This is a genomic window from Pseudomonas sp. OF001 (genome assembly GCF_904426495.1).
Lineage (GTDB): Bacteria > Pseudomonadota > Gammaproteobacteria > Pseudomonadales > Pseudomonadaceae > Geopseudomonas.
Map to the genome: position 1 here is coordinate 47,925 of NZ_CAJGBM010000017.1, position 25,745 is coordinate 73,669.

Here is a 25,745-nt window from a genome sequence, read left to right on the forward strand (position 1 = left end):
GGATCAGACGTCCAGCAGCAGACGGGCCGGATCTTCCAGCAGGTCCTTGATGGTCACCAGGAAGCTGACCGCTTCCTTGCCATCGATCAGACGGTGGTCGTAGGACAGCGCCAGGTACATCATCGGCAGGATCACCACCTGGCCGTTGACGGCCATCGGGCGCTCCTGGATCTTGTGCATGCCGAGGATGGCGGTCTGCGGCGGGTTGACGATCGGGCTGGACAGCAGGGAGCCGAACACGCCGCCGTTGGAGATGGTGAAGGTGCCGCCGGTCATCTCCTCGATGGTCAGCTTGCCTTCCTTCGCCTTGCGGCCGTAACCGGCGATGGTGCCTTCGATCTCGGCCAGGCTCATCAGCTCGGCATTGCGCAGCACCGGAACCACCAGACCGCGGTCGCTGGAGACGGCAACGCCGATGTCCGAGTAGCCGTGGTAGACGATGTCGTTGCCGTCGATCGAGGCGTTGACGCCCGGGAAGCGCTTCAGCGCCTCGGTGGCGGCCTTGACGAAGAAGGACATGAAGCCCAGGCGCACGCCGTTGTGCTTCTTCTCGAACAGGTCCTTGTACTTGTTGCGCAGATCCATGATCGGCTTCATGTTGACTTCGTTGTAGGTAGTCAGCATGGCCATGGTGGACTGGGCTTCGACCAGACGCTCGGCGATCTTGGCGCGCAGGCGGGTCATCGGCACGCGCTTCTCGACGCGGTCGCCGACGGCGAAGATCGGCGCATCGGCAGCCGGAGCGGCCGGCTTGGCAGCCGGAGCCGGAGCCTTCTTGGCCTCGACGGCAGCGACGGCGTCTTCCTTGGTGACGCGACCGCCCTTGCCGGTGCCCGGAATCGCGTTGCGATCCAGGTCGTTCTCGGCAGCGATCTTGCGCGCGGCCGGCGACAGGATGGCTTCCTCGGCAGCGGCGGCCGGGGCGGCAGCCGGAGCAGCGGCAGCGGCCGGAGCTGCAGCCGGGGCAGCGGCGGCAGCGCCTTCGGTCAGGGTGCCGAGCAGTTCGCCGCTCAGCACGGTGTCGCCTTCGTTCTTGACGATTTCGGCCAGCACGCCATCGGCTTCGGCCAGGACTTCCATCACCACCTTGTCGGTTTCGATGTCGACGATCAGCTCGTCACGCTTGACGGCTTCGCCCGGCTTCTTGTGCCAGGTGGCAACGGTACCGTCAGCGACGGATTCCGGGAAAGTCGGGGCTTTGATCTCAATAGCCATTCTGTGCATTTCCTATGGATTCGGGTTCTTCAGGCATGCGACTGCCGGACCCGGGGTCCGGCAGCGCAGTGTGAAGGCATTAAATGGTGAAAGCATCCTGCAGCAGCTTTTCCTGCTGCTCGGCGTGCATCGACGCGTAGCCACAGGCCGGCGCAGCGGAAGCCTCGCGACCGGCGTAGGCCAGGCCGAGGGTCTTCTTGTGTGCGGCGATGACGCGGCGCATGTGATGCTGGCTGCAGTACCAGGCACCCTGGTTCATCGGCTCTTCCTGGCACCAGACCACGTGCTTGAGGTGCTTGTACGGCGCCATGATCTCGGCCAGCTCCTCTTCCGGGAACGGATAGAGCTGCTCGATGCGGACGATGGCGGTGTCCTCGCGACCCTCGGCGCGACGCTTCTCCAGCAGGTCGTAGTAGACCTTGCCGCTGCACAGGACCAGACGCTCGACCTTCTTCGGATCGAGGCTGTCGATCTCCGGCAGCACCGGATGGAAGGAGCCCTGGGACAGGTCTTCCAGGGTGGAGATGGCCAGCTTGTGGCGCAGCAGCGACTTCGGAGTCAGGGCCACCAGCGGCTTGCGCAGCGGGCGGATCACCTGGCGGCGCAGCATGTGGTAGACCTGCGCCGGGGTGGTCGGCATGCAGACCTGGATGTTGTGCTCGGCGCACAGCTGCAGGTAGCGCTCCAGACGGGCGGAGGAGTGCTCCGGACCCTGGCCTTCGTAGCCATGCGGCAGCAGCATGGTCAGACCGCACAGACGGCCCCACTTGGTCTCGCCACTGCTGATGAACTGGTCGATCACCACCTGGGCGCCGTTGGCGAAGTCGCCGAACTGGGCTTCCCAGATCACCAGCGCGTTCGGCGTGGTGGTGGCGTAGCCGTATTCGAAGGCCAGCACGGCTTCCTCGGAGAGGAAGGAGTCGTACAGGTCGAACTTCGGCTGGCCCTCGTAGAGGTTCTGCAGCGGGATGTAGCGGTTGGCGTCCTTCTGGCTGTGCAGCACGGCATGGCGATGCGAGAAGGTGCCACGGCCGACGTCCTGGCCGGTGATGCGCACCGGGTGACCTTCCACCAGCAGGGTGGCGTAGGCCAGGGTCTCGGCGCAGCCCCAGTTGATCGGCATGGCGCCGACGCCCATGCGGCCGCGATCCTCGAGGATCTTGGCAACCTGGCGCTGGACCACGAAACCTTCCGGAATCTGCAGCAGCTTGGCGTTCAGCTCCTGCAGGGTCTTCAGGTCGAAGCTGGTGTCGTGCTTGGCGGTCCAGGCATGGCCCAGGTAGGGGCGCCAGTCGACGAACAGCTCGGGGTTCGGCTCCTTGACCAGGCTCTTCAGCACGTGCAGGCCGTTGTCCAGCGCGGTGCGGTATTCGTCGACCTTGGCCTGCACCTCTTCCTGGCTCAGGCTGCCTTCCTTGACCAGGGCATCGGCGTACAGCTCGCGGGTGGTGCGCTGCTTGGCGATCTTCTGGTACATCAGCGGCTGGGTGCCGCTCGGCTCGTCGGCCTCGTTGTGGCCGCGACGGCGGTAGCAGACCAGGTCGATGACCACGTCACGCTTGAACTGCATGCGGTAGTCGACGGCCAGCTGGGTGACGAACAGCACGGCTTCCGGATCGTCGCCGTTCACGTGCAGGATCGGCGCCTGGATCATCTTCGCCGGATCGGTGCAGTACTCGGTGGAACGGGTGTCTTCCGGGTTGCTGGTGGTGAAGCCGACCTGGTTGTTGATGACGATGTGGATGGTGCCGCCAGTCTTGTAGCCGCGGATCTGCGACATCTGGAAGGTTTCCATCACCACGCCCTGACCGGCGAAGGCCGAGTCGCCGTGGAGGGAGATCGGCACCACCTTGTCGCCGGCGACATCGCCGCGACGGTCCTGACGGGCGCGCACGGAACCCTCGACCACCGGGGAAACGATTTCCAGGTGGGACGGGTTGAACGCCATGGCCAGGTGCACTTCGCCACCGGAGGTCATGACGTTGGAGGAGAAGCCCTGGTGGTACTTCACGTCACCGGAGCCCAGCTCGACCAGCTTCTTGCCCTCGAACTCGTCGAACAGGTCGCGCGGGTTCTTGCCGAGGGCGTTGACCAGCAGGTTCAGACGGCCGCGGTGGGCCATGCCGATGACGATTTCCTTGGCGCCGTAGGAGCCGGAGCGCTGGATGATCTCGTCGACCATCGGCACCAGGCTCTCGCCGCCTTCCAGACCGAAACGCTTGGTGCCCGGGTACTTGGTGCCCAGGTACTTCTCCAGGCCTTCGCCGGCGGTCAGACGCTCGAGGACGTGCGCCTTGACTTCCTTGCTGTACTGCGGACGGCCACGCACGCTCTCCAGACGCTGCTGGAACCACTTGCGCTGCTCGGAATCGACGATGTGGGTGAACTCGGCGCCGATGGTGCCGCAGTAGGTCGCCTGCAGGGCGTCGCGGATCTCGCGCAGGGTCGCTTCCGGCTTGCCGATGAACAGCTCGCCGGTCTGGAACACGGTATCCAGGTCGGCGTCGGTCAGGCCGTAGTGATGGATCGACAGGTCTGCCGGCGCCTTGCGCTCCCACAGGCCGAGCGGGTCGAGCTTGGATGCCTGATGGCCACGCATGCGGAAGGCCTGAATCAGACGCAGCACTTCGACCTGCTTCTTCTCATGCTCACTGCTGACGGTGCCGGCGGACACCGGCTGGGCGCGACGCTGGTTCTTGGCCAGCAGCACGAAATGATCGCGGACCGTGGCATGGGAGACGTCGGGGGACTGGCTGCCGTCGGCCGGCAGCTTCTGGAAGTAGGTGCGCCACTCTTCGGGCACAGCGTTGGGATCGTGCAGGAAGAGCTCGTAGAGCTCTTCGACGTAGGCAGCGTTTCCACCGGACAGGTGGGCACTGTTCCACATCCGCTGCATTACGCTTTCATGCATGCTAGGTCACCCTCGGTAAGGGGACACCATCTGGCGTGGAGACCGCCGTGGCTTAAAGTCCAGAGCAGCGACTTCGGCAAAGCCACTTGGGATCCCGCTGATGGTCCGGGCTCCAGCCCGGTTGCCCCTGCTGGTCGTTTTTTAATCAAGAACCGCGGCTTTGTGGGCTACGGCTGGTTCTGCAACTGCGCGGAGTGCCGGCAAGCCGCCACTCCGCGCAGATTCTTTTGACTCACCGCACACGGCGGCTCATCAGGTACCGCTTTGCAGCAGCATGTTACGCACGTGGCCGATCGCCTTGGTCGGGTTCAGACCCTTCGGGCAAACGTTCACGCAGTTCATGATCCCGCGGCAACGGAACACACTGAACGGGTCGTCCAGCGACGCCAGACGCTCTTCGGTCTTGGTGTCGCGGCTGTCGGCCAGGAAACGATAGGCCTGCAGCAGGGCGGCCGGACCGAGAAACTTGTCCGGGTTCCACCAGAACGACGGGCAGGAGGTCGAGCAGCAGGCGCACAGGATGCACTCGTACAGACCGTCCAGCTTCTCGCGCTGTTCCGGGGACTGCAGACGCTCGATGGCCGGAGCCGGAGTGTCGTTCTGCAGGAACGGCTGCACCTTCTCGTACTGCTTGTAGAAGATGCTCATGTCGACCACCAGGTCACGGATGACCGGCAGGCCCGGCAGCGGGCGGATCACCAGCTTGCCGTTCTTGATCACCTGCGAGATCGGGGTGATGCAGGCCAGGCCGTTCTTGCCACTGATGTTCATGCCGTCGGAGCCGCAAACGCCTTCGCGGCAGGAGCGACGGTAGGAGAAGGTCACGTCCTGCTCCTTGATCAGCGCCAGGACATCCAGGACCATCAGGTCCTTGCCGTCGATCTCGACGTTGAAATCCTGCATGAACGGAGCAGCGTCTTTCTCCGGGTTGTAGCGGTAGACGCTGACTTGCAGAGTTTTACCAAGCGACATATCAGCCTCCCTTAATAAGTACGCACTTTGGGCTCGAACGCCGGAACGGTCTTCGGCGAGAAGTTCACGCCGCGCTTGGCCACGCGCTTCTCACCCGGGAAGTACAGGGTGTGGCACAGCCAGTTCTCGTCGTCGCGCTCTTCGAAGTCTTCGCGGGCGTGGGCACCACGGGACTCCTTGCGGACCTCGGCGGCGATCGCAGTGGCTTCGGCCACTTCGAGGAGGTTCTGCAGCTCCAGCGCTTCGGTACGCGCGGTGTTGAAGGCCTGGCTCTTGTCGGCGATCTTGACGTTGGCGATGCGCTCGCGCAGCTCTGCCAGCTGGGCGATGCCCTTCTGCATGTATTCGCCGGTACGGAACACACCGAAGTAGTTCTGCATGCACTGCTGCAGCTCTTTGCGCAGCGGGGCAACGTCTTCACCGGTGGTGCGCTCGTTGACGCCGGACAGGCGCTTGAGGGAAGCCTCGAGGTCGCTCTCGGTGGCGCCGCGGTGCTCGATGCCCTCCTTGAGGGCCTTCTCCAGGTGCAGACCGGCAGCACGGCCGAACACCACCAGGTCGAGCAGCGAGTTGCCGCCCAGACGGTTGGCGCCGTGCACCGACACGCAAGCCACTTCGCCCACGGCGAACAGGCCTTCGATGATCTTGTCGTTGCCGTTGGCGTCCTGGGTGATGGCCTGGCCATGGATGTTGGTGGCCACACCACCCATCATGTAGTGGCAGGTCGGGATCACCGGAATCGGCGCGACCACCGGGTCGACGTGGGCGAAGGTCTTGGACAGTTCGCAGATGCCCGGCAGGCGGCTGTGCAGCACTTCCTCGCCGAGGTGATCGAGCTTCAGCAGCACGTGATCCTTGTCCGGACCACAGCCGTTGCCGGCGATCACTTCCTTGACCATGGAACGGGCGACCACGTCGCGGCCGGCCAGGTCCTTGGCGTTCGGAGCGTAACGCTCCATGAAGCGCTCGCCGTGGGCGTTGATCAGATAGCCACCCTCGCCGCGGCAACCTTCGGTCACCAGCACGCCGGCGCCGGCGATGCCGGTCGGGTGGAACTGCCACATCTCGATGTCCTGCACCGGCACGCCGGCACGCAGGGCCATGCCCACGCCGTCGCCGGTGTTGATCAGGGCGTTGGTGGTGGAGGCGTAGATACGGCCGGCACCGCCGGTAGCCAGCACGGTGGCCTTGGAGCGGATGTAGACGGTCTCGCCGGTCTCGATGCGGATGGCGATGATGCCGACGATGGCACCGTCCTGGTTCTTCACCAGGTCGACGGCGAACCACTCGTTGAGGAAGGTGGTGCCGTTCTTCAGGTTGGCCTGGTACAGGGTGTGCAGCAGGGCGTGACCGGTACGGTCGGCCGCGGCGCAGGTACGGGCAGCCTGGCCACCGTTGCCGTAGTCCTTGGACTGACCACCGAACGGACGCTGGTAGATGCGGCCCTGCTCGGTGCGGGAGAACGGCAGACCCATGTGCTCGAGCTCGAACACGGCTTCCGGACCTACGGAACACATGTACTCGATGGCGTCCTGGTCACCGATGTAGTCGGAGCCCTTGACGGTGTCGTACATGTGCCAGCGCCAGTCGTCGTTCGGGTCGGCCGAAGCGATGGCGCAGGTGATGCCGCCCTGGGCGGACACGGTATGCGAACGGGTCGGGAAGACCTTGGTCACGCAGGCGGTCTTGTGACCGGACTGGGACAGCTGCAGCGCGGCGCGCATGCCGGCACCGCCACCACCGATGATGATGGCGTCGAAGGAAAGAGTAGGAATGCTAGCCATGGATCAGATACCCCAAAGAATCTGCACACCCCAGACGAAGAACGCGAACATGGCGATGCCGCAGACTGCCTGGAAGAGGAAACGCACAGCGGTGGCCGACTTGCCCAGCGCCATCGGCGTCAGGTAGTCAGTGGAGATGGTCCACATGCCGACCCAGGCGTGCACGCTCAGGGCGACGACGGCCAGCAGGCTGAAGATGCGCATCCAGCCCTGGGCGAACAGACCGTGCCAGTCGGCATAACCCAGCCCCGGATTGGCGACCAGGTAGCCCAGCAGGAAGAGGAAGTAAGCCGCGAGCACCACAGCGGAGACCCGCTGGGCCATCCAGTCGTAGAGGCCCGACCGGGAGAAGTTAGTGACGTTGGTTACCATACCCACACCCCTGCAAGAACGATCAGCACCGCGGAAATGGCGATGACGATTTTGGAGCCCAGCTTGCCGCCTTCCAGCGTTTCGCCAATGCCCATATCCATAATCAGATGGCGAATGCCGGCTACCAGGTGGTACAGGAGCGCGGACAACAGACCCCACATCACGAGCTTGGCCAGGGGGCTGGCCAGACACGCCTTCACCTGCTCGAAGCCTTCCTCGGACGCCAGGGACAGGTCGAGTGCGTACAGCAGCACAGCGATGCCCAGGAACAGAATGACGCCGGAGATACGGTGAGCGATGGACGTGTAAGCAGTGACTGGGAGTTGGATGGTCCTAAGGTCTAGGTTTACGGGTCGTTTGCTATTCACGGCTTTTTTCACACTGAGAGCCCCAACCAGCAGGGCAAGTTGTCGGGAAGTGCACTTGTCAGGTACCCATCACCAGGTAGTGACAACAGCCAGAACCTAGGCCTGGCATAGCCTCTGGCGGTCGGCCACGCAGTATAGACAGTTAGGTCAGGCCTGACAACGCGCGGCCTTAGCCTAAAGGACTGATTGTCGCACCCGTCCGAAAGGAGTAAATAGCCGTGAACTTGAGCGAACATGCGCGCGCAGAAGGCGTGTCGACCGACTTTCGGACAAATTGACTTTCGCCTTTATCGCTCTATAGTGGCACGGGCCCTGCCTGGGGGGCCGTGTATAGAAAGATGATTTCAAGCCAAGCACAATTTTAGGAGGCCGGTTATGGCTGACAAGAAAGCACAGTTGATCATCGAGGGCGCCGCCCCCGTCGAGCTGCCCATTCTCTCTGGCTCCATGGGCCCGGACGTCATCGACGTTCGCAGCCTGACCAGCCAGGGGGTGTTCACCTATGATCCTGGCTTCATGTCGACCGCCGCTTGCGAGTCGAAGATCACCTTCATCGACGGCGACAAGGGCGTCCTGCTGCACCGCGGCTACCCGATCGAGCAGCTGGCCGAGAAATCCGACTACCTCGAAACCTGCTACGCCCTGCTCTACGGCGAGCTGCCGACCGCTGCGCAGAAGGCCGAGTTCACCGGCCTGGTGAAGAACCACACCATGGTTCACGAGCAGATGAAGTCGTTCCTCAACGGCTTCCGCCGCGACGCACACCCGATGGCGGTGATGTGCGGCCTGGTCGGCGCCCTGTCCGCCTTCTACCACGACTCGCTGGACAATAACGATCCGAAGCACCGCGAGATCTCCGCGATCCGCCTGATCGCCAAGATGCCGACCATGGCCGCCATGGCCTACAAGTACTCGGTCGGCCAGCCGATCATGTACCCGCGCAACGACCTGAGCTACGCGGAAAACTTCCTGCACATGATGTTCAACACCCCGTGCGAGGAGAAGAAGGTGAACCCGGTGCTGGCCAAGGCCATGGACCGCATCTTCATCCTGCACGCCGACCATGAGCAGAATGCCTCCACCTCCACCGTGCGCCTGACCGGCTCCACCGGTGCCAACCCGTTCGCCTGTATCGCCGCCGGCATCGCCGCGCTGTGGGGACCGGCTCACGGCGGCGCCAACGAGGCCGTGCTGACCATGCTGGACGAGATCGGCAGCGTCGAGAACATCGAGAAGTTCATCGCCAAGGCCAAGGACAAGAACGATCCGTTCAAGCTGATGGGCTTCGGTCACCGCGTGTACAAGAACTTCGACCCGCGCGCCAAGGTCATGAAGCAGACCTGCGACGAGGTGCTGTCCGAGCTGGGCATCAACGATCCGAAGCTCGAGCTGGCCATGAAGCTCGAGGAGATCGCGCGCAACGATCCGTACTTCAAGGAGCGCAACCTGTACCCGAACGTGGACTTCTACTCGGGCATCATCCTGAAGGCCATCGGCATTCCGACCAGCATGTTCACCGTGATCTTCGCCCTGGCGCGCACCGCCGGCTGGATCTCGCAGTGGAAGGAAATGTACGCCGGCGGCTACAAGATCGGCCGTCCGCGCCAGATCTACACCGGCCACCCGACCCGCGACTACGTGCCGCTGGATCAGCGCAAGTAAGTCATCGCGTCACCGGCAAGGGGCTGCTTCGGCAGCCCCTTTGCTTTTGGGCCTCACCCTGCCGCCGGCAGGGTCCGCCCCACCGGCGGCACGCCTCAGGCGGTCATCCGCTCCCACTCCGTGAGCAAGCGGATGGCCTGCTCGCGGCTCTCGCCGCACACCTGCGGATCGGCGGCAAACCGGCCGCACACCGGCGGCCGCTCCGGTAGGCCGAACAGCCGGCACAGATTGCGCTCATCCAGCTGCACGCAGCGGACACCGGCCGGCTTACCCTGCGGCATGCCGGGAATCGGCGAGGAAATCGACGGGGCGATGCAGCAGGCCCCGCAACCGGCTCGACACTCCATGGTTCAGGCTCTCGATACGATGGAAATCATGGCGGCGCATGACATCGGCCGCGCGGCGCGGGAGGATAGCCGCCGTTTCGGTTGTCGCCAAGCACAGCCCATCGCCATGTACGGGAGAAAGCCCCATGCCGGTTTGGATGCAGACCGCGGCCCTGCTCAGCCTGTCCAACATCTTCATGACCTTCGCCTGGTACGGCCACCTGAAGACCCTCAACGGCAAGCCGTGGGTCATCGCCGCCCTGGTCAGCTGGGGCATCGCCCTGTTCGAGTACCTGCTGATGGTGCCGGCCAACCGCATCGGCTACACCGAACTGTCGGTCGGCCAGCTGAAGATCATGCAGGAGGTGATCACCCTGAGCATCTTCGTGCCGTTCAGCGTGCTGTACATGCAGCAGCCGCTGAAGCTCGACTACCTGTGGGCCGGACTGTGCCTGGTCGGCGCCGTGTACTTCATCTTCCGCAGCGCCTGAACCGGCCGGTCAACCCTTCGCCGGCGGCTTGAGCCGGGTGATCAGACTGGAAGTATCCCAGCGCCCGCCCCCGTCGGCCTGCACTTCGGCGTAGAACTGGTCGACCAGCGCGGTGACCGGCAGCTGCGCGCCGTTGCGCCGCGCCTCGTCGAGCAGGATGCCGAGATCCTTGCGCATCCAGTCGACGGCGAAGCCGAAGTCGAAGCGCCCTTCCAGCATGCTGGCGTGACGGTTCTCCAGCTGCCAGGACTGTGCCGCCCCCTTGGCGATCACCTCCATCGCCGCCTTGCCGTCGAGGCCGGCGCAGTGGGCGAAATGCAGCGCCTCGGACAGCCCCTGCAGCAGGCCGCCGATGCAGATCTGGTTGACCATCTTGGTCAACTGGCCGCTGCCGGCGTGCCCCATCAGCCTGACCATGCGCGCGTAGCTCTGGATCACCGGCTCGGCGCGGGCGAATACCGCCGCCTCGCCGCCGACCATCACCGTCAGCACGCCATTCTCGGCCCCCGCCTGGCCGCCGGAAACCGGCGCATCGAGGAACTCCAGTTCGCGCTCGGCCGCCAGCACCGCCAGCTCGCGGGCAACCGCAGCCGAGGCCGTGGTGTGATCGACCAGCACGCTGCCCGGCGCCATGCCGGCGAAAGCGCCATCCGCCCCCAGCAGCACCGCGCGCAGGTCGTCGTCGTTACCCACGCAGCTCATCACGAACTCGGCGCCGACCGCCGCCTCGCGCGGCGTAGCCGCACTGCGCCCACCGTGCTCGGCGACCCAGCGCCGGGCCTTCTCGGCCGTGCGGTTGTACACACAGACCTCGTGGCCGTTGCGCAGCAGATGCGCGGCCATCGGGTAGCCCATCACCCCCAGACCGAGAAATGCGACCTTTGCCATCCTTACACCTCCATTCGACGAGAGGCCGAGCCTAGCACAGGGATTTACCGGAGCAGTAGGCAGCCCCCATACTCGGCCGAAACGGACTGCGGAGGGCGCATGAAGCACTGGCTGGTAATCGACCTGGAGGCCACCACCGATGACGGCGGCTGGCCGACCGAGGAGATGGAAATCATCGAGATCGGCGCGGTGGTCGTCGACGAACAGGGCCGCGAGCAGGATCACTTCCAGAGCTTCGTCCGTCCCACCCGCCGCCCGCAGCTCACCGCCTTCTGCCGGCAGCTCACCCACATCGCCCAGGCGGACGTCGACCAGGCGCCGACCCTGCTGCAGCTGCAGGAGCGCTTCGAGCCCTGGCTGCAGGCGCACCTCCCCGGCCTGCAGGGCTGGCTCAGCTGGGGCAACTACGACCGCCAGCAGTTCGAGGCGGAATGGCGCCGCCAGCGGATCGCCAGCGCCCTGGCCGCCCTGCCCCACTTCAACCTGAAGAAGCTGTTCAACCGCCAGTTCAAGGGCACCGCCGGGCGCAAGCAGGTCGGCCTCAACCGCGCCCTGGAGATCGCCGGCCTGGAGTTCCGCGGTACCCAGCATCGCGGCATCGACGATGCGCGCAACATCGCCCGCCTGCTGCCGCTGACCCTGCCGACCCTCGCCGCCGCGCGCCTCGAGCTGCACACCCCGCACTGAGCGTCCCCGGCGGCCGCGCACCGCCCGGGCAGGGCCCGAGCCCGGCCGCAACACAGGTGACGCGGGCATGCGCCTTGGGCATACTGGCGCGCCCTTTTTCTTCCCTTCCTGCGAGGCCCGCATGTTCAAGGTCAACGAGTACTTCAACGGCACCGTCAAATCCATCGCCTTCGACATGACCGAAGGTCCGGCCACCGTCGGCGTGATGGCCCCGGGCGAATACGAATTCGGCACCGCCAAGGCCGAAGTGATGCACGTGATCGCCGGCGCGCTGACCGTCAAGCTGCCGGGCAGCGACAGCTGGGAAACCTTCGCCGCCGGCAGCAAGTTCGATGTGCCGGCCGACAGCAAGTTCCAGCTCAAGGTCGCCCAGGATACCGCCTATCTCTGCGAATACCGCTGAGTCGCGGGGCCTGTGCCCCTGCGCTGCACCAATGAAAAGCCCGACCATAAGGTCGGGCTTTTCATTGCGCCACTGCCGGGCGGCCGCCTCAGTAGGTCGGCAGCTCCACGTCGGCGAACAGCTCTTCCAGCTCGGACTTGTTGCGGCACTGCACCGCCTCCATCACCCGCTCGCGGGTCAGGTGCGGAGCGAAGCGCTCGATGAAGTCGAGCATGAAGCCGCGCAGGAAGGTGCCGCGCCTGAAGCCGATCTTGGTCACGCTGGGCTCGAACAGCTCGCTGGCGTCGAGCACCACCAGATCGCCATCCTGCACCGGGTCGACCGCCATCCGCGCCACGATGCCGACGCCGAGGCCGAGGCGCACATAGGTCTTGATCACGTCGGCATCGGCAGCAGTGAACACCACCTTGGGCTCCAGGCCGTGATGACTGAAGGCCTCGTCCAGCTTGGAGCGGCCGGTGAAGCCGAACACGTAGGTGACGATCGGATGCTCGGCCAGCGCCTCCAGGGTCAGCCTGGGCAGGCGGGTCAGCGGGTGCCCCTGGGGCACGATCACGCAGCGGTTCCAGCGATAGCAGGGCATCATCACCAGATCGCCGAACTGCTCCAGCGCCTCGGTGGCGATGGCGAAGTCCACGGTGCCGTCGGCGGCCATCTCGGCGATCTGCGTCGGCGTACCCTGGTGCATGTGCAGCGCCACCTCCGGGTACTGCTTGATGAAGTCGCCGATCACCTGCGGCAGGGCATAGCGCGCCTGGGTGTGGGTGGTGGCGATCGACAGGGTGCCCTTCTTCTCGTTGGAGAACTCCTGGGCGATCTGCTTGATGCTCTCGACCTTGCGCAGGATCTCCCCCGCGGTATTGATGATCCGCTCGCCGGCCGGCGTGATCCGCGTCAGGTGCTTGCCGCTGCGGGCGAATACCTCCACCCCCAGCTCGTCCTCGAGCAGGCGGATCTGCTTGCTGATCCCCGGCTGCGAGGTGTACAGGCTCTGCGCGGTGGCTGAAACGTTCAGGTCATGATGCGCAACTTCCCAGATGTAACGCAGTTGCTGAAGCTTCATGAAAGGTCCTCGATTCGGAGATAGGCCGGCGGACTGCCGGAGCAGCCCTGATTTTTTTTATAACCATATCAATGGTTTATTTTGGAATCTTAGACGAGAAATACCTTCCTGTATGCTCCCCTCAGCGACTTTCGCCACCTTCTGGCAGGATGGGCACTAGGTAGACCGGCACCCGCGCCTGCTGCAGCAGGCGCAGGCAGGTGCGCCCCAGCGCGGCGCCCGGCTGAAGGCTCTGGCTGTGCGAGCCGATCACGATCAGCTCCACGGCGAGATCCTCCGCCAACTGCAGGATCACCTGCGGCGGATCGCCGAGCTGGACCTGCACGGCGCGGATCGGCAGCGCATCCTCGGCACTTTCCTGAAGCTCGTCGCAGAACCCTTCGAACACCCGCTGCTCGATGCTGGCCATGACGCGCTCGAGGCCGTGCTGGTGCAGATCGCTGAGCGAGTCGGCATCGAGGTAGGTCTGCAGCAGCGATTCGGCGAACAGCCCGAGCGGCTCGACCACGTGCAGCACATACAGGTCGGCGTGGTGCACTCGCGCGAGCGTCAGCGCGTGCTGCAGTACGTAGGGTGCGTACAGCCCGAGGTCGGTGGCGTAGAGGATGGAGCGGATCATCAGGCCTCCATGGCAGGGGGCTGCGTTACCTCCTCAGCGTAGCAGGGCTTTGCCGCTCACTCGTTGGCCACACCGTGGGGCACATGGCCGGTCGGCACCACGCTGCGCGCCCGCTCGCAGTGCCCGGCCTGGTCGTCGAAGAACACGTCGGCGGCGAAGGCCTCGAGGAACGCCGACTTGTCGAGGCCGCCGAGGAACAGCGACTCGTCGAGGCGGATGTCCCAGTCGCGCAGGGTGCGGATCACCCGCTCGTGAGCCGGCGCCGAACGCGCGGTGACCAGTGCGGTGCGGATCGGACACTCCTCCTCGGCGAACTCGCGCTGCAGGCGGTTGAGTGCGGCAAGGAACGGCTTGAACGGCCCGCCGCCCAGCGGCTGACGGGCCGCCTCGCGCTCACGCGCCTGGAAGGCGGCCAGGCCGTCCTGCTGGTAGATGCGCTCGGCCTCGTCGGAGAACAGCACCGCATCGCCATCGAAGGCGATGCGCAGTTCGTGGCTGGCCGCGCGCCGGGCACCGCCGGCGAGGATGGTGGCGGCGGCGAAGCCGGCCTCCAGGGCATGGCGCACGTCCTCGGCGTGGGTGGAAAGGAACAGCTGGCAGCCGAAGGCGGCCAGGTAGGGATCGGGACTGCGCCCGCCGACGAAGGCGGCGCGGGTGATCGGCAGGCCGTAGTGCTGGATCGAGTTGAACACCCGCAGGCCGGTATCGGCACTGTTGCGCGACACCAGCACCACCTCGACCCGCGCCTGCGCCAGACGCGTGTTGAGGCCCAGCAGCTTCTCCACCAGCGGGTAGGCCTCGCCGGGCCCCAGCACCTCGTCCTCGTGGGCGATCTGGTACTGCCGGTAGGCCTCGATGCCCTCGGCCTCGTAGACGCGGTGGCTGTCGTCGAGGTCGAACAGCGCCCGCGAGGAGATCGTCACCACCAGCTTGTCGCCCAGGCTGCCCGCCATCTCAGCTCCTCCCCGTCACTGACCGGCTTCCTGCAGGAAGGCCAGCGTCTGATGCAGCATGCGCACCCGCGGCATGTCCACTCCGGCGGCGACCGCGGCAGCAAGGGGCGCGGCATACAGCGCCGGCAGCTCGGCCGGGCGACGCTGGGCGAAGTCGTGGTACATGCTCGGCAGGTAATCGGGCATGCGGTCGGTGTAGGCCAGCAGCTTCTGCGGGTAGTTGTCCGGCAGCCTGTGGCCGCAGGCCCGGGCGGCATCCACCACCTCCTCCATCAGCGACTGCAGCAGCGCGCGGCTGTACGGACTGGCCATCAGCGGCGCGGTGGAGCTGCCGAGCAGCACCGAGACGCCGTTGTAGGGGATGTTCCACACCAGCTTCTGCCAACGAGCCTGGTCGAGATCGGCGATCACGGCGGACTCGATGCCCGCCTCGCGCAGCCAGGCCACGCCCTGCTCGAGCAGCGCCTGGCGCTCGGCGGCCGACGCCGGCCCGCTGTGGTAGCCGAGGTTGCACACGCCCTGGGCCTGGTGCACCACCACGCCCGGCGCCTCGCGGTGAGCACAGATGAAGCACAGCCCGCCGAGCAGGTGCAGCGCATCGGGCAGCAGCGGACGCAGCGCGTCCTCCACGCCCAGGCCGTTCTGCAGCAGCACCACCTTCGCCCCCGGCGCCGCGGCCTGCACGATCAGCGGCGCCAGCTCGGCGTTGCTGGTGGTCTTGGCCCCGACCAGCAGCCAGTCGCAGGGAGGCATCTGTGTCGCGTCACGCCAGGCGTTGACCTGCGGCAGGTGCAGCTCACCGAGCTGGGCATGGCGCACGCGCAGGCCGTCGCGGGACACGACCTCGTATTCGCTGCGTAGCAGGAAGTGCACCTCGAAGCCGGCACGGGCCAGCATCAGGCCGTAGTAGCCACCGATGGCTCCGGTGCCGATGATGCCGATGCGCGGGCGAACCGATTCGCTCATTGCAATGCTCCCGAAAGGATGGACCGCCCACTATCGATGGGCCGCCGCCACCCTGGCAAGCCCGACGAACGGGAAGCGTCCGCTGATCGGCCGGAATCGACGCCCGGCCCGCTGCCGAGCCTTGACATCCCGCGCCGAAAAACCCGCACATCTTATTGTTAAGCGGGCGCCTAAAGCGTTAAGGTTCAGGCATCCCGTTGCCCCTATTGCTGCCTCCGCCACGGGCCTGGCCGGCGGACGGCATCCGTGACCGATGAGTAACACGATGGCTGATTTACCGATCGACGACCTTAACATTGCCTCCAACGAGGCACTGATCACCCCCGAACAGCTCAAGCAGGAACTGCCCCTCACCGAAACCGCCCGCCGCACCGTGAGCGACGGCCGCCAGGTGGTGCGCGACATTCTCGACGGCAAGGACCACCGTCTGTTCGTGGTGGTGGGCCCCTGTTCGATCCACGACATCAAGGCCGCCCACGAATACGCCGAGCGCCTCAAGGGGCTGGCCGCCGAGGTCTCCGACACCCTGTACCTGATCATGCGCGTGTACTTCGAGAAGCCGCGCACCACCGTCGGCTGGAAGGGGCTGATCAACGACCCCTACCTCGACGACTCGTTCAAGATCCAGGACGGCCTGCACATCGGCCGCAAGCTGCTCTGCGACCTGGCCGAAATGGGCCTGCCGACCGCCACCGAGGCGCTCGACCCTATCTCCCCGCAGTACCTGCAGGACCTGATCAGTTGGTCGGCCATCGGCGCACGCACCACCGAGTCGCAGACCCACCGCGAGATGGCTTCCGGCCTGTCCTCGGCGGTCGGCTTCAAGAACGGTACCGACGGCAGCCTGACCGTGGCGATCAACGCCCTGCAGTCGGTCTCCAGCCCGCACCGCTTCCTCGGCCTCAACCAGCAGGGCCAGGTGTCCATCGTCACCACCAAGGGCAACCGCTACGGCCACGTGGTGCTGCGCGGCGGCAACGGCAAGCCGAACTACGACTCGGTCAGCGTCGCCCTCTGCGAACAGGAACTGGCCAAGGCCGGCATCAGCCCGAACATCATGGTCGACTGCAGCCACGCCAATTCCAACAAGGATCCGGCCCTGCAACCGCTGGTGATGGAGAACGTCGCCAACCAGATACTCGAGGGCAACAACTCGATCATCGGCCTGATGGTGGAGAGCAACCTGGGCTGGGGCAGCCAGTCGATCCCGAAGGATCTCTGCGACCTCAAGTACGGCGTCTCCGTCACCGATGCCTGCATCGACTGGGACAGCACGGAAAAGACCCTGCGCAGCATGCATGCCAAGCTCAGGGATGTGCTGCCCAAGCGCAAGCGCGGCTGAGCCCAGCCAGCGTCCGCACACAAAAAAGCCGGGGTCTGACCCCGGCTTTTTTGTGTGCGGACGCTTCACTCCTGAGTCTGCGCCTCCAGGCCGCGATTGCGCTGGCGCCGCTCCATGTAGCGCTCCACGTAGGAGCAGGACGGTATCACCGTATAGCCCTTGTCCTCGGCGTACTGCAGCGCCTGCTCGGTCAGCGCCGCAGCCACGCCGCGCCCGCGCAGGGCATCGGGCACGAAGGTGCGATAGATGTCGATGGTCTGTTTGCCCAGATCCATGTAGGACAGGTAGGCCCGGCAGCCATCCACCGTCACCTCGAACTGCTTGCATGCCTGATCATGCCGAATGGACAGTGACTCACTCATCACGGTTCTCCCCTCGCCCAACTCGTCCGCCGTCGCTGATTGCGGCGACCATGAAACTGTCTGTCTGAACTCAAGACATTAGCAAAGCCTACCCGGCCCTGTCCAAAATCCGTGTCGCAGCCAAGCCCTGCGACCGCCTCAGCGGTCAATCCTGAATTTGACCGGTCCCAGACAGCCAAGTGCCCGCCGCCAACGGCCGGGAGCGATTATTTTTTAAACAAACGACAGACCAAATGCCACGCATGACAAAAAATTCCCCGTGACTTGCGCGAGACACGTTTACTTACTAAAAGTAATGCGTACTATATAACCCAGCCGATTTCCCGAGAGGGAAATTGCATTACGGAAGTCCACCCAAAGGGGAACACGATGAACAACGTTCTGAAAATTTCCGCTCTGACCCTGGCCGCCATCCTGGCTACCGGTTGCAGCAGCATGTCCAAGGAAACCGAAGCTCGTCTGACCGCCACCGAAGACGCCGCTGCCCGCGCTCAGGCTCGTGCCGACGAAGCCTACCGCAAGGCCGACGAGGCTCTGGCTGCTGCTCAGAAGGCTCAGCAGACCGCTGACGAAGCCAACGAGCGCGCTCTGCGCATGCTGGAAAAAGCCAGCCGCAAGTAATAGGTCTCCAGACCTTGCATTTGCAGAAGCCGACCCGCGAGGGTCGGCTTTTTTATTGTCCGCCACTTTCCCCTGGCAGCCCCACGGACAATAAAAAACCCGCTGCAGCCTGACTGCAGCGGGTTTTTCCAGCCAGCGACGGCCTGCTCAGTGCGTCGCCGCGCTGGCTACTTCCTCGCGCGACAGGGCGATCTCCACTGGCAGACCATCCTCGGCGGCCACCACCTCGCGCACCACCTCCCAGTCCAGGCGCATGCTGTCCCTGAGATCGTCACGCTTGAGCAGGGTATTGATCACCTCGGTATGCTTGTCGACCACCGACGGCTCGCCATGATCGTCGAGCGGAGTGTGCGCCTCGAGATAGACCTTGCCGCCGGCCACACCGAACTTGTAGGGCTCGTTGATGATGCGCACCGACGTGCCGACCGGAGCCATCTTCGCCAGTTCCAGCACATTGTTGTTGAGCATGCGGAAACAACCATGACTGACGCGCATGCCGATGCCGAACTTCTTGTTCGAGCCGTGGATCAGGTAACCCGGCGTGCCCAGGGTGAACTTGAACGGCCCCAGCGGATTGTCCGGCCCGGCCGGCACCACCGCCGGCAGGATGTCGCCCTCGGCGGCATGCTCGGCGCGGATGGAGGCCGGCGGCGTCCAGGTCGGATTCGGCATCTTGGCGGTGATGGTGGTGTTGGCGATCGGCGACCCCCAGCCTTCGCGACCGATGCCCAGCGGGTAGGTGTGCACCACGTTCTGCCCCTTGGGGAAGTAGTACATGCGGTACTCCGCGAGGTTGATGACGATGCCCTCGCGCGGACCGGGCGGCAGGATGTAGCGGGTGGGCAGGATGATCTCGGTGCCCACGCCGGGCAGCCACGGATCGACCCCCGGATTGGCGGCGACCATTTCCAGGTAGCCCAGATCGTTGGCCGTGGCGATGTCGGCGAAGGTATCCTCGTACTTGGCCTTGATCACCCGTACCTGGCCGACGACATCCTCCCCGGGCGGCGGCAGGGGCAGCTCCAGTGCGCCGGCGGGCGCGGCCAGCAGCAATGCGGCCAGACTGGCCAGCATGGGACGAACGGCAAGGACACGCGAGAACATCGAGAGTACCTGAGCAGAGTTGATGGTCAATTATTGTACATCGACAACCGACGCCGGGGAAAATTCAGCGCACCGGCCAGTCCCGCGGCAGGCCGCGGCGATCGGCGCGCAGACGCTGCAGACAGACCGAACACAGCCGGCGGTCCTTCAGGGTGGCCCTGTCCAGCTCCTCCCACAACGGCTGTGCCGGCAGCAGGCTGCCGCACAGGGTATGGTCGCCCGGATCGTCCAGCTCCAGCTGCCGGGCAACCAGATGCATGCGCACCTCCTGACAGGCGAACAGGTCCAGCTGCTCGGCGGGAACGAGCAGCCGGTAGGCATAGAGGGACCAGGGCTGGCGCGACATCAGGGGGCTCCGGGGCGGCGCGGCGCGCAACCTTAGCCGAAAGCCTCGAACGGGAAAAGCACTAAAGCAGCGGCCGTAGCGTCGGCCAGAGATTTTCCAGCAGGATCGGCTGGGCCTCGGCCGCCGGATGGATACCGTCGGCCTGCATCAGGCCGGCGACCCCGCCGACGCCCTCCAGGAAGAACGGCACCAGCGGCACCTCCTTCTTCTGCGCCAGATCGAGGTAAACCTGCTCGAAGGCGCTGGCATAGCGCTGGCCGTAGTTGGGCGGCAGCCTCATGCCCAGCAGCACCACCTGCGCGCCGGCCTCGCGGCTGCGGGCGATCATGCCGGCAAGATTCTGTTGCAATCGCGCCGGCGGCTGGCCACGCAGGCCGTCGTTGCCGCCCAGCTCGATCAGCACCAGTTGCGGCCGGTGGTCCTCGAGCAGCGCCGGCAGGCGCGCCAGACCGCCGGCACTGGTGTCGCCGCTCACCGAAGCGTTCACCACCTGCCATTGCGGCGCCTCGCGCTGCAGACGCTCGGCGAGCAGGCTGACCCAGCCCTGGCGGGTTTCCAGGCCAAAAGCCGCGCTGATACTATCGCCGACGACCAGCAGGGTTCCCGCCGCCGCATTCTGCACCAGCAACAGCAGACCCAGGCAGCCGCTCAACAACCAAGGACGCATCTGACTCTCCATGAACGCCAGCATTCTAGTCGCGCGTAACCTTAGCAAAGTGGTCCGCAGCGCGGAAGGCGAGCTGACCATCCTCGCCGACCTCAGCCTGGACCTCGCCCGCGGCGACAGCCTGGCCATCGTCGGGCGTTCCGGCTCGGGCAAGTCGACCCTGCTCGGCCTGCTCGCCGGCCTCGACCGCCCGAGCGACGGCGAGGTGCTGCTCGCCGGCCACGCCCTGTCCACGCTCGACGAGGACCAGCGCGCCCGGGTGCGTGCCGAGCACGTCGGTTTCGTGTTCCAGTCGTTCCAGTTGCTCGACAGCCTCACCGCCCTGGAGAACGTCATGCTTCCGCTGGAGCTGGAAGGCCGCGACGACGCCCGCCCCTGCGCCCGCGAACTGCTCGAGCGCGTCGGCCTCGGCCAGCGCCTCTCCCACTATCCGCGCCAGCTCTCCGGCGGCGAGCAGCAGCGGGTGGCGATCGCCCGCGCCTTCGTCGGCGAGCCGGACATCCTGTTCGCCGACGAACCCACCGGCAACCTCGACAGCCAGACCGGCGAACGCATCAGCGAGCTGCTCTTCGAACTCAACCGCGAACGCGGCACCACCCTGGTGCTGGTCACCCACGACGCCCGCCTGGCCGCACGCTGCCACCAGCAGATCCGCCTGGAGGCCGGCCGTCTGATCGCCGCGCAGGCCTGACATGCGCAACCTGCCGCTGTCCCGACTGCTGCGCCTCGCCCTGCGCCAGCTGCTGCGCGAAGCGCGCAGCGGCGAGCTGCGCGTGCTGTTCTTCGCCCTGCTGATCGCCGTGGCGGCGAGCAGCGCCATCGGCTATTTCGGCGCCCGCCTCAATGCCGCCATGCTGCTGCGCGCCGGCGAGTTCCTCGCCGCCGACCTGGTGCTGCGCGGCACGGCGCCGGCCAGCCCCGAGCAGATCGCCGCCGGCACCCGCCAGGGCCTGGAGCACGCCCGCGCGGTGGAGTTCTCCAGCGTGATCGCCACCGACCAGGGCGTGCAGCTCGCCAGCGTCAAGGCGGTGGACGACGCCTACCCGCTGCGCGGCCGTCTGAAGAGTGCCGCGCAGCCCTACGCCAGCGAGGAGCCCGGCGGTCGACCGGCGCCGGGCGAAGCCTGGGCCGAGGCGCGCCTGCTGGCGGCGCTGGACCTGAAGGTCGGCGACCCGATCGAGGTCGGCCGCCAGATGCTGCGCCTGACCCGGGTGCTGACCTACGAACCGGACCGCAGCAGCGACTTCTACAGCCTGACCCCGCGGGTGCTGATCCACCTCGCCGACCTCGACGCCACCGGCGTGGTCCAGCCCGGCAGCCGGGTCAGCTACCGCGAACTGTGGCGCGGCGCGCCTGAGGCCCTCGCCGCCTACCGCCGCGCCGTCCAGCCCGGCCTCGCCGCCCACCAGCGCCTGCAGGACGCCCGCGACGGCAACCGCCAGGTCGGTGGCGCCCTCGACCGCGCCGGGCGCTACCTCAACCTGGCCAGCCTGGCCGCTGTGCTGCTCGCCGGCGTCGCCGTCGCCCTGTCGGCGACCCGCTTCGCCAGCCGCCGTCTCGATCTCAGCGCCATGCTGCGCTGCTTCGGACTGACCCGCCGCGAGACGCTGCTGCTGTTCGGCCTGCAGCTGCTGCTGCTCGGCCTGCTCGCCAGCCTGGCCGGCGCCCTGCTCGGCGCTCTGGCGCAGCTCGGCCTGTTCCATCTGCTCGCCGGGCTGCTGCCGCCGCAGATCCCCGGTGGCGGCCTGCAGCCGGCGCTGGTCGGCATGGCCACCGGCCTGGTGGCGCTGGCCGGCTTCGCCCTGCCGCCGCTGGCAGCGCTGGGCCGGGTGCCGCCGCTGCGCGTGCTGCGCCGCGACCTGCTGCCGCCGCCCCTGGCCACCTGGCTGGTGTACGCCATCGCCCTGCTCGCGCTGGGCCTGATCATGTGGTGGCTGAGCCTGGATATCCGCCTGACCCTCGCCCTGCTCGGCGGCGGCCTGCTCGCCTGCCTGGCGCTCGGCGGCCTGTGGCTGCTGGCCCTGCGTGGCCTGCGCCGGCTGCTGGCCGACGCCGGGCTGACCTGGCGCCTGGGCCTCGGCCAGCTGCTGCGCCACCCGCTGGCGGCGGTCGGCCAGTCGCTGGCCTTCGGCCTGATCCTGCTGGCCATGGCCCTGGTGGCCCTGCTGCGCGGCGAACTGCTCGACAACTGGCGGGCGCAGCTGCCCGAACAGGCGCCCAACCACTTCGCCCTGAACATCCTGCCGGCCGAGCGCGACGCCTTCGCCGCGCACATCGCCGCCCTGTCGCCACAGCCGGCCAGCCTCTACCCGATGCTGCCCGGGCGGCTGGTGACCATCAATGGCCAGCCGGCGCGCGAGGTGGTGAGCGAGGAGTCGCGCGGCGAGCGTGCCGTGCGCCGCGACCTGAACCTGACCTGGTCGGCGCAGCTGCCGGCCGGCAACCAGTTGCTCGCCGGTCAGTGGTGGGACACGCTGCCGGCCGATCATGGCCCGTCGGTGTCGGTGGAGGCCAAGCTGGCCGAGAGCCTCGGCGTGCAGCCGGGCGATCGCCTCGGCTTCACCATCGCCGGCCAGGACATCGAGGCGCGGGTCGCCAGCCTGCGCAGTGTCGACTGGGACAACTTCCAGCCCAACTTCTTCGTGATCTTCGACCCGCAGAGCCTCGCTGGCCAGCCGGTCACCTACCTGACCAGCTTCTATCTGCCGCCGCGCTCGGAGCAGGCGCTGGTAGATCTGGCGCGCGCCTTCCCCACCGTCACCCTGCTGCAGATCGACGCGGTGCTCGCCCAGCTGCGCGGCATCCTCGCCCAGGTCACTCTGGCGGTCGAATACGTGCTGCTGTTCGTCCTCGCCGCCGGACTGGTGGTGCTGTTCGCCGGCCTGCAGGCGACCCTCGACGAGCGCATCCGCCAGGGCGCGCTGCTGCGCGCCATCGGCGCCGAGCGGAGCCTGCTGCTGCGCGCCCGGCTCAGCGAATTCGCCGTGCTCGGCGCCGGCAGCGGCCTGCTCGCCGCCGTCGGCTGCGAGCTGATCAGCGCCCTGCTCTACCGCCAGGCGTTCGACCTGGCCTGGCAGCCGCACCCGATGCTCCTGCTCCTGCCGCCGCTCGGCGCCCTGCTGGTCGGCGGCGCGGGCCTGTTCGGCACCCGCCGCGCACTCGACGCCAGCCCGCTCGCCGTGCTGCGTGAAGTCTGACCCTGCCACTGCCTACAGGATGCCCGTCCGATGAGCCGTTACCGTCCGCCGCGCAGCGCCGGCACCCCGCTGATCACTCCCGAGGGCGAGGCACGCCTGCGCGCCGAGCTGCACGAACTGTGGAACGTGCGCCGTCCACAGGTCACCCAGGCGGTGAGCGAGGCCGCCGCCCAGGGCGACCGTTCGGAGAACGCCGAATCTTTTTAAGAACCCCGGAGCACATACTAAAATCGACCAGACCTACATAGCTAGGCTATCAGGCAATAGTATATATACTATTGGCACATACTATCTGCCGCCACCCTTCTGACTATGCAATGCCGGCATCTCCTCCCCAATTTGAACCCTCTCTAACCACCTCGAGACGACCTCTCGCGCAGAGAGCCTGCTCCAATCAAAATGGTCATCGAGAAAAAAATTACAGAAAAATGTCTCGAATGGTGCCCCTCCTACGTTTGGAGGAAACGATTTTGACTTTTTTAACTCCAACCCATGTTCCTCGATATAGTCAATATAATTACCGAGAAACTTTGCGAAAAGGTGCCTTTGTGCAAACGAATAAATCCCTTTCTTATGCTGATAAACAATAACCCTGTCCGCCTGCGCATGAAATGTATAAAATAATTTTGTCGGGCTATACCTTTCAGCCAGATGCAAAAGTAACGCCTGAAGTGCAGAGGAATTTTCAATTTGCAATTTGAACTCCCTTGCCACCTCCCCAATCAATCCGTAAAGACCCGCCTGCTTCATCTCTGTGACTATTTGCCGCATGCGAGTGACCTCCTCGATAGATAGCCTATCCCGAGCAATTCTTGCATGCAGCACCTTCAAAAGCCCCCCCGCATCACAACCCTCAGCCGGACACAAGATATACACACCTCGGTATACACCATCCGGCGAGACACAGACTTCACTAAAATTTCTCGCCCGACTCCTTGATGCATTATCCGCCACACACATTGACTTGCTTGCAGACTCCACCTCTGGCGGAAGTGATTCTATGAATGCAAAAACCCTTTTTCCAAGCAAAGAACTGAAGATGCTATAATCAATAGCCGGAACTCCAGTCACACAAATCTCATTAGCGCCCTGAGCTATCGGCAAACGCAAGTCCACCCCACCAGCAACAACGGAAAAAAGAAAGACAGACTCAACAACATCAAGCTTATCAATATAGTCGAAAGGAAAAAGATTGCTCCTCTTGAACTCCCCAACAACCTTAGCACTCCGATCAAGCAATTCTTCTCGCGCCACTCGCTGACACTCTGAGCACCGAAACTCAAGAAGCCTCACCCTTTCAATAAGCTGCGCCCTGCTTGAAACTGGCTCAACAACCCCACAACAAGCACACACAAATTTATTTGAATTTTTCGCAAAGCAAGACTTACTAATAATCTTAGCTACACTCCGAGCCCCACCAAGCCGGTAGGAATGACTTATATCCCCAACCCTAAAACAAAACTCAGCCCTAGTACCAAAATGACCACGCCAATAATCATTAATAACTGAAACCTCAATATCCGAAACACCCACCGAATAACAAATCATGCAAAATCCTCATAAAATCCTAAAAGCCAAAGGATCCTAGCACGCCTCAAACGAGCACTCATCTGAAGTGGGGTGCAAATTCCATCCATGCCAGGGCATCGACCTGCTCGCAGTGACCGGCGCCGAATCAACGCTGGGTGGCGAGCTGCTCGATGAGTGGCAGCATGACGGCGCAACTGGTCAGCGACGCTCTGATGACGACCATTGGCGAAGAGGCAAGTCGGTGCCACTGCCGCTTCTCCATCAATCCGATCCAGGGCAATCAGTACGTCAGCTAGAACCTCCTGCGGTTACTGGCCGATCAGGGCATCAAATGCAGCATGAGCCGCAAGGAGGATTGTTGGGTCAATGCAGCCATGTAGAACCTTCTCTCGATGCTGAATATCGAGCGGGGCATCACCGCCAGTAGGCGACACGGGACGAGGTGCGAGCCAATGTTTTCGACTACATCGAACGTTTCTACAATGCTCGACGACGGCATTCGCCCCTGAATAGAACTAGCCCGGTAGTATTTGAAAAGCGCCATGCAGGGTTAACTGGGGGCGGCGGCAAAAACTGAGTGCAACACCTGACCTTTCCGGTACGGTGTTGCCATGTCTTACTACGAACTCAGCATTGAAGAGCGCTCCAACATCCAGGTCGGTCTGCTGCGCGGCATGAGCCAGAGGGCCATTGCCCGAATGCTCAACCGCAGCCCCTCGACGATCTGTCGCGAGATCCGCCGTAACCGCAGCGCCCAGGGCGAGTACGCCACCCAGCATGCCCAGCGAGCGATGCGTGAACGCCGCATGTCCTGCCGGCCTCGGCAAAAGCTGGTGCCCGGCAACGAGCTGTTCGAGCTGGTCGTCCACCTGCTGCGAAAACGCTTTTCTCCCGAG

At 65.0% G+C, this 25,745-nt stretch carries 27 protein-coding genes and 1 pseudogene; 11 read left to right on the top strand and 17 right to left on the bottom strand.

Going from position 1 to position 25,745, the window contains the following annotated elements; translation table 11 throughout:
- Positions 1 to 3 precede the first annotated feature (3 nt).
- The 6 genes from odhB to sdhC form a co-directional block, all read right to left on the bottom strand.
- The gene (gene odhB, locus RA210_RS11855) at positions 4 to 1,215 is read right to left on the bottom strand and encodes a 2-oxoglutarate dehydrogenase complex dihydrolipoyllysine-residue succinyltransferase (RefSeq protein WP_136488998.1); all 1,212 of its coding nucleotides are present in this window, start codon (positions 1,213 to 1,215) and stop codon (positions 4 to 6) included.
- A gap of 79 nt (positions 1,216 to 1,294) precedes the next feature.
- Positions 1,295 to 4,126: a 2-oxoglutarate dehydrogenase E1 component gene (locus tag RA210_RS11860; RefSeq protein WP_201486585.1), complete on the bottom strand. Its 2,832-nt coding sequence runs from the start codon at positions 4,124 to 4,126 to the stop codon at positions 1,295 to 1,297.
- 252 nt (positions 4,127 to 4,378) lie between these two features.
- On the bottom strand, positions 4,379 to 5,098 hold the full coding sequence (locus RA210_RS11865) for a succinate dehydrogenase iron-sulfur subunit (protein ID WP_136489000.1): 720 nt from the start codon (positions 5,096 to 5,098) through the stop codon (positions 4,379 to 4,381).
- Positions 5,099 to 5,109: 11 nt separating this feature from the next.
- On the bottom strand, positions 5,110 to 6,882 hold the full coding sequence (sdhA, locus tag RA210_RS11870; RefSeq protein ID WP_136489001.1) for a succinate dehydrogenase flavoprotein subunit: 1,773 nt from the start codon (positions 6,880 to 6,882) through the stop codon (positions 5,110 to 5,112).
- A gap of 3 nt (positions 6,883 to 6,885) precedes the next feature.
- The gene (gene sdhD, locus RA210_RS11875; protein ID WP_136489002.1) at positions 6,886 to 7,254 is read right to left on the bottom strand and encodes a succinate dehydrogenase, hydrophobic membrane anchor protein; all 369 of its coding nucleotides are present in this window, start codon (positions 7,252 to 7,254) and stop codon (positions 6,886 to 6,888) included.
- Positions 7,248 to 7,634 carry a succinate dehydrogenase, cytochrome b556 subunit gene (gene sdhC, locus RA210_RS11880; protein WP_178084045.1) on the bottom strand — a complete coding sequence of 129 codons (387 nt, stop codon included), beginning with the start codon at positions 7,632 to 7,634 and terminating at the stop codon, positions 7,248 to 7,250. The genes sdhD and sdhC overlap by 7 nt, the downstream gene beginning before the upstream one ends.
- A 363-nt stretch (positions 7,635 to 7,997) precedes the next feature.
- Here sdhC and gltA point away from each other — a divergent pair, with 363 nt between their 5' ends.
- Positions 7,998 to 9,284, top strand: coding sequence for a citrate synthase (gene gltA / locus RA210_RS11885; protein WP_136489004.1), 1,287 nt, complete (start codon positions 7,998 to 8,000; stop codon positions 9,282 to 9,284).
- Between the two features lie 95 nt (positions 9,285 to 9,379).
- Here gltA and RA210_RS11890 read toward each other — a convergent pair whose 3' ends face one another.
- Entirely contained in the window at positions 9,380 to 9,631 is a 252-nt protein-coding gene (locus tag RA210_RS11890) for a YkgJ family cysteine cluster protein (protein ID WP_201486586.1), read from the bottom strand.
- Between the two features lie 125 nt (positions 9,632 to 9,756).
- On the opposite strand from RA210_RS11890, the gene RA210_RS11895 reads away from it, so the two are divergent.
- Positions 9,757 to 10,101: a DMT family protein gene (locus tag RA210_RS11895; protein ID WP_201486587.1), complete on the top strand. Its 345-nt coding sequence runs from the start codon at positions 9,757 to 9,759 to the stop codon at positions 10,099 to 10,101.
- 9 nt (positions 10,102 to 10,110) lie between these two features.
- On the opposite strand, the gene RA210_RS11900 is transcribed toward RA210_RS11895, so the two are convergent.
- Positions 10,111 to 10,989 carry an NAD(P)-dependent oxidoreductase gene (locus RA210_RS11900; protein ID WP_136489007.1) on the bottom strand — a complete coding sequence of 293 codons (879 nt, stop codon included), beginning with the start codon at positions 10,987 to 10,989 and terminating at the stop codon, positions 10,111 to 10,113.
- Between the two features lie 99 nt (positions 10,990 to 11,088).
- On the opposite strand from RA210_RS11900, the gene RA210_RS11905 reads away from it, so the two are divergent.
- Both RA210_RS11905 and ppnP read left to right on the top strand, forming a co-directional pair.
- Entirely contained in the window at positions 11,089 to 11,676 is a 588-nt protein-coding gene (locus RA210_RS11905) for an exonuclease domain-containing protein (RefSeq protein ID WP_136489008.1), read from the top strand.
- Between the two features lie 121 nt (positions 11,677 to 11,797).
- A complete protein-coding gene (gene ppnP / locus RA210_RS11910) occupies positions 11,798 to 12,079 on the top strand; it encodes a pyrimidine/purine nucleoside phosphorylase (RefSeq protein WP_201486588.1) in 282 nt (93 codons plus the stop codon).
- An 88-nt stretch (positions 12,080 to 12,167) separates the two neighbouring features.
- Here ppnP and cysB read toward each other — a convergent pair whose 3' ends face one another.
- From cysB to RA210_RS11930, 4 genes are all read right to left on the bottom strand, one after another.
- Positions 12,168 to 13,142 carry an HTH-type transcriptional regulator CysB gene (gene cysB, locus RA210_RS11915; protein WP_201486589.1) on the bottom strand — a complete coding sequence of 325 codons (975 nt, stop codon included), beginning with the start codon at positions 13,140 to 13,142 and terminating at the stop codon, positions 12,168 to 12,170.
- 121 nt (positions 13,143 to 13,263) lie between these two features.
- Positions 13,264 to 13,761: a universal stress protein gene (locus RA210_RS11920; RefSeq protein ID WP_136489011.1), complete on the bottom strand. Its 498-nt coding sequence runs from the start codon at positions 13,759 to 13,761 to the stop codon at positions 13,264 to 13,266.
- A 56-nt stretch (positions 13,762 to 13,817) separates the two neighbouring features.
- Positions 13,818 to 14,714 carry a 5'-nucleotidase gene (locus RA210_RS11925; RefSeq protein ID WP_201486590.1) on the bottom strand — a complete coding sequence of 299 codons (897 nt, stop codon included), beginning with the start codon at positions 14,712 to 14,714 and terminating at the stop codon, positions 13,818 to 13,820.
- A 15-nt stretch (positions 14,715 to 14,729) separates the two neighbouring features.
- Positions 14,730 to 15,680 carry a putative 2-dehydropantoate 2-reductase gene (locus tag RA210_RS11930; RefSeq protein WP_201486591.1) on the bottom strand — a complete coding sequence of 317 codons (951 nt, stop codon included), beginning with the start codon at positions 15,678 to 15,680 and terminating at the stop codon, positions 14,730 to 14,732.
- A gap of 265 nt (positions 15,681 to 15,945) precedes the next feature.
- Here RA210_RS11930 and RA210_RS11935 point away from each other — a divergent pair, with 265 nt between their 5' ends.
- Positions 15,946 to 17,022: a 3-deoxy-7-phosphoheptulonate synthase gene (locus RA210_RS11935; protein ID WP_168772478.1), complete on the top strand. Its 1,077-nt coding sequence runs from the start codon at positions 15,946 to 15,948 to the stop codon at positions 17,020 to 17,022.
- Positions 17,023 to 17,087: 65 nt separating this feature from the next.
- Here the strand turns inward: RA210_RS11935 and RA210_RS11940 are convergent, their stop codons facing one another.
- The gene (locus RA210_RS11940; RefSeq protein ID WP_201486592.1) at positions 17,088 to 17,384 is read right to left on the bottom strand and encodes a GNAT family N-acetyltransferase; all 297 of its coding nucleotides are present in this window, start codon (positions 17,382 to 17,384) and stop codon (positions 17,088 to 17,090) included.
- Positions 17,385 to 17,753: 369 nt separating this feature from the next.
- Between RA210_RS11940 and RA210_RS11945 the strand changes: the two genes are divergently transcribed.
- A complete protein-coding gene (locus tag RA210_RS11945; protein WP_090348647.1) occupies positions 17,754 to 18,005 on the top strand; it encodes an Lpp/OprI family alanine-zipper lipoprotein in 252 nt (83 codons plus the stop codon).
- A gap of 147 nt (positions 18,006 to 18,152) precedes the next feature.
- Here the strand turns inward: RA210_RS11945 and RA210_RS11950 are convergent, their stop codons facing one another.
- The 3 genes from RA210_RS11950 to RA210_RS11960 all read right to left on the bottom strand — a co-directional run bounded on the left by RA210_RS11950 (position 18,153) and on the right by RA210_RS11960 (position 20,122).
- Positions 18,153 to 19,109 (bottom strand): L,D-transpeptidase family protein, encoded by a 957-nt coding sequence (locus RA210_RS11950; protein WP_372239866.1) that lies wholly within the window; start codon positions 19,107 to 19,109, stop codon positions 18,153 to 18,155.
- A 64-nt stretch (positions 19,110 to 19,173) separates the two neighbouring features.
- Positions 19,174 to 19,455 carry a hypothetical protein gene (locus RA210_RS11955; protein ID WP_136489016.1) on the bottom strand — a complete coding sequence of 94 codons (282 nt, stop codon included), beginning with the start codon at positions 19,453 to 19,455 and terminating at the stop codon, positions 19,174 to 19,176.
- A gap of 61 nt (positions 19,456 to 19,516) precedes the next feature.
- Positions 19,517 to 20,122: an arylesterase gene (locus RA210_RS11960; RefSeq protein ID WP_201486593.1), complete on the bottom strand. Its 606-nt coding sequence runs from the start codon at positions 20,120 to 20,122 to the stop codon at positions 19,517 to 19,519.
- Between the two features lie 10 nt (positions 20,123 to 20,132).
- Here RA210_RS11960 and RA210_RS11965 point away from each other — a divergent pair, with 10 nt between their 5' ends.
- The 3 genes and pseudogenes from RA210_RS11965 to RA210_RS11975 form a co-directional block, all read left to right on the top strand.
- Complete coding sequence (locus RA210_RS11965; RefSeq protein ID WP_201486594.1) at positions 20,133 to 20,813, top strand: ABC transporter ATP-binding protein; 681 nt, start codon at positions 20,133 to 20,135, stop codon at positions 20,811 to 20,813.
- Between the two features lies 1 nt (position 20,814).
- On the top strand, positions 20,815 to 23,319 hold the full coding sequence (locus RA210_RS11970; RefSeq protein WP_201486595.1) for an ABC transporter permease: 2,505 nt from the start codon (positions 20,815 to 20,817) through the stop codon (positions 23,317 to 23,319).
- A 30-nt stretch (positions 23,320 to 23,349) separates the two neighbouring features.
- Positions 23,350 to 23,517: pseudogene (locus RA210_RS11975) on the top strand (transcription elongation factor GreB); the annotation flags it as partial.
- A gap of 90 nt (positions 23,518 to 23,607) precedes the next feature.
- On the opposite strand, the gene RA210_RS11980 reads toward RA210_RS11975, so the two are convergent.
- Positions 23,608 to 24,867 (bottom strand): hypothetical protein, encoded by a 1,260-nt coding sequence (locus tag RA210_RS11980; protein ID WP_201486596.1) that lies wholly within the window; start codon positions 24,865 to 24,867, stop codon positions 23,608 to 23,610.
- A gap of 424 nt (positions 24,868 to 25,291) precedes the next feature.
- Here RA210_RS11980 and RA210_RS11985 point away from each other — a divergent pair, with 424 nt between their 5' ends.
- On the top strand, positions 25,292 to 25,426 hold the full coding sequence (locus RA210_RS11985) for an IS3 family transposase (protein WP_201486597.1): 135 nt from the start codon (positions 25,292 to 25,294) through the stop codon (positions 25,424 to 25,426).
- A gap of 34 nt (positions 25,427 to 25,460) precedes the next feature.
- Positions 25,461 to 25,745: helix-turn-helix domain-containing protein (locus RA210_RS11990; RefSeq protein WP_201486598.1), on the top strand; the 285-nt coding region annotated here is incomplete at its 3' end.